The sequence below is a fragment of the Lentimicrobium sp. S6 genome, from assembly GCF_013166635.1.
Lineage (GTDB): Bacteria > Bacteroidota > Bacteroidia > Bacteroidales > UBA12170 > UBA12170.
The window spans coordinates 23,239-31,535 of record NZ_JABKBZ010000064.1 but is presented as its reverse complement, the minus strand read 5'-3'; the positions used below and the strand labels follow the sequence as shown (position 1 = coordinate 31,535).

At 35.8% G+C, this 8,297-nt stretch carries 7 protein-coding genes; 5 read left to right on the top strand and 2 right to left on the bottom strand.

What is annotated here, in order from left to right:
• Positions 1–177: 177 nt before the first annotated feature.
• Positions 178–2,748, bottom strand: coding sequence for a phosphoenolpyruvate carboxylase (locus HNS40_RS17330; RefSeq protein ID WP_172283184.1), 2,571 nt, complete (start codon positions 2,746–2,748; stop codon positions 178–180).
• Positions 2,749–2,944: 196 nt separating this feature from the next.
• Between HNS40_RS17330 and HNS40_RS17325 the strand changes: the two genes are divergently transcribed.
• Positions 2,945–3,547: a YdeI family protein gene (locus HNS40_RS17325; RefSeq protein WP_172283182.1), complete on the top strand. Its 603-nt coding sequence runs from the start codon at positions 2,945–2,947 to the stop codon at positions 3,545–3,547.
• 116 nt (positions 3,548–3,663) lie between these two features.
• Entirely contained in the window at positions 3,664–3,879 is a 216-nt protein-coding gene (locus tag HNS40_RS17320) for a DUF5808 domain-containing protein (protein ID WP_216663699.1), read from the top strand.
• Between the two features lie 16 nt (positions 3,880–3,895).
• Here HNS40_RS17320 and HNS40_RS17315 read toward each other — a convergent pair whose 3' ends face one another.
• A complete protein-coding gene (locus HNS40_RS17315) occupies positions 3,896–4,810 on the bottom strand; it encodes a T9SS type A sorting domain-containing protein (RefSeq protein ID WP_172283180.1) in 915 nt (304 codons plus the stop codon).
• A gap of 187 nt (positions 4,811–4,997) precedes the next feature.
• Between HNS40_RS17315 and HNS40_RS17310 the strand changes: the two genes are divergently transcribed.
• From HNS40_RS17310 to gatE, 3 genes are all read left to right on the top strand, one after another.
• Complete coding sequence (locus tag HNS40_RS17310) at positions 4,998–5,372, top strand: hypothetical protein (RefSeq protein WP_172283177.1); 375 nt, start codon at positions 4,998–5,000, stop codon at positions 5,370–5,372.
• 45 nt (positions 5,373–5,417) lie between these two features.
• The gene (locus HNS40_RS17305; RefSeq protein WP_172283175.1) at positions 5,418–5,873 is read left to right on the top strand and encodes a hypothetical protein; all 456 of its coding nucleotides are present in this window, start codon (positions 5,418–5,420) and stop codon (positions 5,871–5,873) included.
• A gap of 436 nt (positions 5,874–6,309) precedes the next feature.
• Positions 6,310–8,286: a Glu-tRNA(Gln) amidotransferase subunit GatE gene (gene gatE / locus HNS40_RS17300; RefSeq protein WP_172283172.1), complete on the top strand. Its 1,977-nt coding sequence runs from the start codon at positions 6,310–6,312 to the stop codon at positions 8,284–8,286.
• The last annotated feature ends 11 nt before the right edge of the window (positions 8,287–8,297 follow it).

Here is an 8,297-nt window from a genome sequence, read left to right as displayed (position 1 = left end):
CTTCTTTTGTTGTAAATCTTTCTTTAAACGTCTGTCTATCAATGTTTTTTAGTATCCTCATCGTTCCTGAATTTGAATACAATTTACAAAATAATATACTCATATACAACTATTTGTGAACTAAATGGGTAACCCTATTAATGAATATCAGCTCTCCTTGATCTTAAGAATTATTATTTACACAGAATTCCTACTGGCATTGATATTGCCAAAGAGGGAGCGCATAACCATTTTTTCATATTCCTTTACAAAGGGGCTGTTGTTGCCCTCTTTAATCTTCTGAATTTGGATAAGAGCATATTGTTGAATGCTAAGTAGAGGCAATACTACCTTTTCTCTCAGCTGTATACTTTTTCTACTTCGGGCATTGTCTTCTAAAAGCTCATGCTGTCCAGAGATTTCAAGTACTAGCTTTTTGGTGAGTAGATATTCATTATAAATCATAGTCCAGAAAGAGCCAAACTTAGGATCGTCTTTCATATAGGCGGTGAGTGCAAAATTAGTCTTACTCATGCTTTGCATACTATTGCTGATAAGCGCTTTGAAGAAAATAGATTCTTGATACAGTTGCTTGCATGCTGTTAGTTGGTCTCTGTCATTCTCTTGTTCTAGAGCCGTTCCTAAACCATAAAAGCCAGGGACATTTTGCTTCAATTGACTCCATGCTCCTACAAATGGGATGGCTCGTAAGTCTTCAAATACTAAACCTTCACTTTTACCTCTTTTCGATGGGCGACTGCCTATGTTGGCCATGCCATAATATTTTAAGGTGCTGCGCTCCTCTAAGAATGGAATAAATAGAGGATCCTGTTTTAAAGCTTCATATTTTTCAAAGCTAGATTCCGATAATTTCTCCATTAAAGAACGTTGCTCTTGGTTGAGTTCTGCTGATGCTTTATTGAAAAGATTGTTTTCGATGCCTGCAGTTAGCAAATGGCTTAAATTATGCACTGCTGCTTCTTTAATTCCATAATGGGAGCTAATGGTTTGGCCTTGAACTGTCATTTGTATTTGTTGACTTTCTACTTGTTTCCCCATGGCGGAGTAGAACATATGTGCATTTCCTCCTCCACGAGCTGGTGGTCCTCCTCTGCCATCGAAGAATAAAACTTCCACTTGGTTTTTTCTTGAAACAGCAGTCATCTGTTCTTTAGCTTTTAGTATGGACCAGTTGGCGGTGAGGTAACCTCCATCTTTAGTACCATCAGAAAATCCCAGCATCACCGTTTGCTGCATTTTTCTTTGCTCCAGATGGATCTGATAATTTTTATTCTGATAAATTTCTTGCATGGATTCTCCAGCTCCACTTAAATCATCAACAGTCTCAAATAATGGCGCGATATCCACACTCAATTTTTGATTTCCCCAAGCACACCAATGTGCTAATGCTTTAACTTTTGCTATATCTAATGAGCCTCGGCAATTGCTGATAATATATCTATGAGCTCCAGCTTCTCCATTTTTTTCTTGAATTTTCTGAATGACTCCAAAGGATTCTAAAGTGTCTTGAAGGACATCATCCTCCAGTGGTTTCCATTGAATGCTTTCTTTTGGACTGAGAAGGAAATCTAATTGTAATTCTGTTGAAAGTTGTTCCCAATTTGAAGGGAGTAGTTCAGGATTTTGTTCAACAAGAGCTAGGAAGGCCTTGCCAATCATCCTACTGTCTTGACGAATATCTATACTTGCAAAATAGAAGCCAAAGCTTTTTACTTTTCGTTTGAAATTTTGAAGTTTTCCTAAAAATAGGCTTTGATGATCCTTTATGAGGAGTCTTTCTATCTCATTGATTCTTTCAATAAGGTAATTGATATTTAGTTTTGAGCTATTGCTTTTTCCAGTTAATTCGTTAATAAAGTCGGTGTCGAGTTGTTCGAGTATGTCGCTTATCACCTTAAAACTAAGGCGACGTTTGAGCTCCTTAATGTCTTGAGAATAACAGGCGATAATATTGAAACGTAATTTCTCAGCTACTTTTAGAGTAGTATCCACTTTTACAAAAGGATTTCCATCGCGATCGCCACCCGGCCAGAAACCTAATTTCACCAATTGGTTTTCTTGGCCTTCTTCTTGAGGAAAATCTTGTTCAATTTTATCCATTAATTCACCAACCGCTGGATAAAATACATTAGAAAGATACCACATCAGGCTTAGGGCTTCGCTATATGCTGTTGGTTTTTGTTTTTTATAGAAGGCGGTTTTTCCCAATTGTTGCAATAAATCACGTGATAAAGCTACATCTCCATTTTCTATGGATGTCTTTAAATCGCTTGCAATGGCTAAAACAGCTCCAGGGTAGAACTGTGTGGGATGAGCAGTTAATACTACTCTGACTCCGAAACTCTTCATCACTTGTTCTGCTTGTTCTTCCATCCTACGACGTTTCACTTTATTACTGATTCTTGACCAGGAGTCTGAATCACTAATGCGGTGGATTTTATTGTAGGCAGCCTCCTCTAAGGCATCTATCAATACAATTTGTCTTTCTACATATTGTATGACTTTAAAAAGAAAAGTGATTTGTTCTTCCTCAGTAAAATGGCTTTTATGCTCCTGAAAGAAATCGGTGATAATTTGTTCGGGAGATTTCTCCTTTTCTAAACCAGAACTACAAGCTTCTTGTAGCAAAGGTAAAAGGAGTCCTGTTTGCTCAATGGCATCTAGAGGTAAGGTTAGAAAAAGGCTATTATATAATTGGAATTTCAGTTCAACTAATTCTTGATATGATTTTTGGATGTTTTCGCTCATAATAAATAGGGTTTCTGCAAAGCTAATTATAAAAAGTTTTTAAATGATGAATAGATTGTGAAGGAATGTTTAAAAATGAGAACTCTGTTTCGACTTTAGTGCCGATTCCTTTTATTTCTTATTTTTTGGTAAATTGCATTCCCGATAATGCAAAATTGAGTCAAAACTGCATTGTGGCGAATGCAAAATCAAGTAAATGAGAAAAGGAAACACAGTAGATGAGTATATTTTAGCAGATGAGAGATGGCAAGCTGAATTGCTTTTATTGAGAGAAATTATTCAGGATTCGGAATTGGAAGAAACCATAAAATGGGGAGGACCCGTTTATACCATCAATAATAAAAATGTATTGGGAATGGCGGCTTTTAAAAACTATGTGGGGATGTGGTTTTTTCAAGGTGTATTTCTAGAAGACAAGTTTAATAAGTTATTGAATGCCCAGGAAGGGAAAACCAATGCTATGCGGCAGTGGCGGTTTTCTAATTTGGAAGACATTGAGCAAGATGCAAAGTTCATTAAGATATATATAGAAGAGGCTATAGAAAACCAGAAGCAGGGTAAAGAACTCAAGCCCTCCAGGAAAAAGGAAGTTTTAATTCCTGTTGAGCTTAAAGAGGCATTGGAAATAAATCATGTTTTAAAAGAGCGATTTGAGTCTTTGAGTAAATATAAGCAGCGTGAGTATGCCCAGCATGTGGGTTCTGCAAAACAAGAAGCCACGAGATTAAGGAGATTAAAAAAGGTGATACCAATGATAGAAGCTGGAATAGGCTTTAATGATAAGTATCGAAATTGTTAGCTATTCTTTATCTATGTGATAAGGATGATATCTTCTAGGTTTTAGGGCATCAATTTTAATTACCCGCTGGTAATCCCCTTTGGGGTTTTGCTCCCTTTTTAATAAAAATTGATCATATGAAAAAGAAAGAAAAGAATAAACATTACGATATTATGCTCAAGGATCCTGATAATTGGAAAGCTTCTTTTTATGTTAATTCTAAAGACCCAAGAGTAATTGTCCCCAAAAAGAATCCTAAAATGGGATGGACTTTGAATTTTGGGAATGTCTATTCCTACTTACTTTTAATAGCAATTATAATTCTTTTGATAGCTTCTAAATATCTAGTTTAATTATTAGTACTCCAATTTATTTCACAATTTTTCTTATAATCTTATCGCCCTCCACATTCAATTCTAATAAATAGATTCCCTTTGGATAAACTTGAAAATCAATTTCATTCTTTAGTATATCGAGTTGTCCACAGTTTAAAACCTGTCCTTGTGTATTAATGACTTTATAGCTCATGCTTTTGGAAAGTTCTGTGTTTTTAATAATTAATCGATCCTGAACAGGATTCGGATAAGTATTAATATCATGAGCCATTTCTTCCATGCCAACATTGATATAATAGTGACAAGAGTCTTGTCCATTCGGTGAGTTGATATAATAGGTCTCTGTATCAGAATAGCATAAAGTCCATAATTCCCATTCAAACTCCGAAGTAAATGGGGACAAGAAGTCTTTTGTGCTTCCAATGCCTTCAATCCAAAATTCTTCTCCAAATAACAACTGTTGGTTGTGAATGGAATATGTTTTTCTATATGTATCACCCATTAGAATGGAATCTATTGAGCTAACTGTAATAGTAGTGGCTTCTTCATTAATTGGTAATTCCATGCCAACACTTAAATTATTGAAACTATACAGCAAGTGCTCTTCTGAATGATTTGGAAACTCATGTCCACTTGGGGTTGGGAGGAAATCTGCATCGGGGAAGAAGAAAATATTTTTGTTTTCATCCTCGCGCAAAGCACCAATATAGTATGGCGTTTCATCAAATTCTACATCTTCAAAATAAATCTTTTTATAGTCTATTGAATTGATAGTCGTGTCGCCGTCCATTATATAATGATAGTTTGAAATACTTGACCACATATCCGGAACATAGCCAAAGTGAAATCCATTCCATTGGGCATTTTCACTAGGAAATGGAATATAATCTTGTGCAGAAATATTTTGAAGAATAATGACGCTGATGATGAGAAGTAGGGCTTTTTTCATGATTTCTAGTATTTACGGTTTAAGTGTGTTCAAATATAAAAATATTTATTCAAATATTTTGTAGAATTATGGAAAACATTGATTAACTTTATGTTGAGAGATTCAGGAAAAGAACAATAAAGAGAAAATATAAATAATGGGCTGGTAAAAATCTTTTTTTACACCATTATAATCTAAAACCAAAATGATGAAAAAAGCACCTATCGATACTCTTATCGCTAATTGGGAGAATAATTGGAATCAGCATAATGCTCATGGACTAAAGAATATGTTTTTAGAGGATGTCATCTTAATAGAAAACGATATTATTTGTAAAAGCATTCAAGAGCTGGATGAGAAATGGATTCAGCCAAACCTGAATAATGTGAAGGATTTAAAAACCTTTAAAATGCAGGAATGGTCCACCGAAAGTAGAGCTGGCTATACAGGGACTTATGAAGTGGAAGTGACTATAGATTCTGTAAATAATAAACTAAAAGGAGTTTTTACCGTGACTTGGATGAAGACAGAACAAGAAGAATGGAAAATATCTTCGGCAATGATTCATGCATTCCTGACTTAAATTTGACAGAATTGTCTAAATTAGCCTCCTCAAAATAATAAGAGGATGAAAAATATTTGGTCAATTATAATGATTTCTGCATTAGTTATGTTGAGTTTTTCGTGTAATAAAGACGAGGAGTCTTGCGAAGCTACTATAGAAAATAGTGGGATAATAGTGAGTTCTGTTTCTATTAATTCCTGCGATGAGCCTTTCTATGATAAAGCCTTTCTGATTACTAATAATGAGGAATTGGATGCTGTTTTGGCCACCAATAATAATTGCGCTAAGCCTGAAATTGATTTTTCTGAAAATGATTTATTAGGAATGTATGCTTTCACCGCCAATACAGGTAGCTATTATCGCGAAGTAGTTAAGGATACCGCAAATACTCAATATATTTATACGGTAACAGTGACCAATTGCGGAAGTTGTAATTGTCTGAGCCAGAATATGAACTGGGTAACTGTTCCCAAGTTACCAGAAGAATGGACCGTTAAATTTGTTAGAGACCTCCCTTAGCCTGATTATTTCATGCCATCTGCTTCGGTGCTAACTCTTTGAAATGGGCTACTATGCCTGCTGAGTTAGTCGCCTCATATGTGACACAAACTAATCGCATGAATTATTCAGGTTAGAATAGTTTGTGTATTTTTTTCTTTTTTAATTCCGATTTTGTTTATCTTCCGAGTCGACCTTTTCTCCACTTTATCAAACAGATTGGTTCCCAGAAATAAAGAGGTTCTTTTAAACTTTGGGTTTCAAACTTGAAACTTCTTGCTTCTATCCTCTCGCATTCTGTTCTTCCGTATTTCCCTGAAAAGGTGATGCAATTCCTCCCTTTTTCTGTTAAAAAGCCTATTCTTTTTATAGATTGTTTACCTTTGGTTCCCGTTATCAAATGGGGAAATTGATGATGGTATCACCCCCTTTATAAGAGCTCCAAATATACTTGAGAATGAGAAAATTCGATCCTAAAAAGAACTATGAAGCCACTAAAAAAGCGATTGGCTACGTGGCTAGAAAATCTGCCAAACAAAAAGATTACGACCGTATTGGTTTTATGTCGGGTTTGGAAGTGCATCAGCAATTATTGACTAAAGAAAAACTCTTTTGTCGTTGTCCGGCGGGTCAGTTTAATGGACATGAAGATTTTGATGCAGAAATCATCCGTCATATGCGTCCCACATTAAGTGAGTTGGGAGAGTATGATGGAACCGCTTTGATGGAATTCAGAACCCGAAAGAATATCCATTATAGAATCAAGAACGAAACCACCTGTACTTACGAAATAGACGATACTCCACCGTTTCCGATCAATAGAGAAGCATTGGGAATAGGTTTAGAGATATCTCTTTTGTCTCGTTTTAATATTGTGGGTGAAGTTCATATCATTAGAAAGCAATATTTGGATGGTAGTATTCCTGCCGGATTCCAAAGAACAGCGATTCTAGGTGTTGATGGTGAAATACCTTTGAAGAATAAAAAAGTGGGATTGATTCAGTTAAGTATTGAGGAGGACAGTTGTAGAGAAATTTCTGATATTGGCCACGAACGTGTTTATAAAACAGATCGTCTCGGAATGCCATTGATAGAAACGGTAACTCAACCTGAATTATTCAATCCTGAGGAGGTTAAAGAAGCTTGTGATTACATCAGGTTTTTAAATAGAAGTACTGGAAAAGTAGCTACTGGAATTGGAGCGGGTAGACAAGATGTTAATGTGAGTTGTAAGGGTGGAACAAGAGTAGAAATAAAAGGGGTTTCCCATACCAAATGGATTCCCGAATTAACACATAATGAAGCCTATCGCCAATGGTCGCTGTTGCGTCTTCGCGATGAGTTAAAATCAAGAATAAATAAGGAAGATTGGAAAATGACTTCTGCGGAGCTCAATTATTATACTTTCAACTTCCCATCAACAGATATTAATGCGGCAAAAGAAGCTGGTTTTACCATTATGGCTGTAAACCTTCCTCATTTTCGTAAACTATTGTCGCATTTCACACAACCAGGGAAAATATTCGCCGATGAAATTACCGACAGATTAAAAGTAATAGCTTGTTTAGAACGTCCTAATATGACGCATAGTGAGTGCCTAGATCCTCAGGTGGCTGAGGATGACTTCGAAAAGATTCGCGAATCACTAGAAACCACAAAAGAGGATGCTCAAATCGTTTTCTGGGGACCCGCTGACGATATGAAAACAGCTTTAGAAACCATTGAAGAGCGTTGTTTAATGGCTTTTGACGGTGTTCCTGAAGAAACCCGTAAGTCTTTTGCAGATGGAACTACCATCTTCGAACGCGTATTGCCAGGTGCAGACCGTATGTATCCTGATACTGATTCGGCGCCCATTCCTTTGGCCGATGATTATATTGAAGGTTTGCGGAAACAATTACCTTCTGATGTGATTGACAGATATCATCAACTTAAAGATTGGAAAGTACCGACGGATACTTATACTTATCTATTTAAAAAGAATCTTTATCCTTTAATCGATAGAATTCAAAGTGAATTAGGTTATACACCACGGTTTATAGGTTCTTTCTTAGGGCATAAATTGAAATTTGTAGAAGGGCATTTTAAGTCGATTGATAATTTTAACTTCAATACCATTTTTGCATTATTCAAATATTTAAAGGATAATGATTTGCAAGAGGAGTTGGCGGTTTTAATGTTGCCACATATTTATATGCATCCTAAAATGCAATTCGATTCTGTATTGAATTCTATCAATTTCAGAAAAGTGGATGCTAAGACCATTTACGGTCAAATTCCATTCTTAAAAGAGAAGTTCCAACAAATTGCCTTTGTCAATTCTAAAGAAAATGAAAAGAGTTGGGTAATGGGGCAGTTGAGAAGAATGGCTATTGGAAATATTCCTTTGGCTGATTTGGGAAAAGAAGTAGAAAAACAATTGAAAGACCTCTAAACTATTAAAAC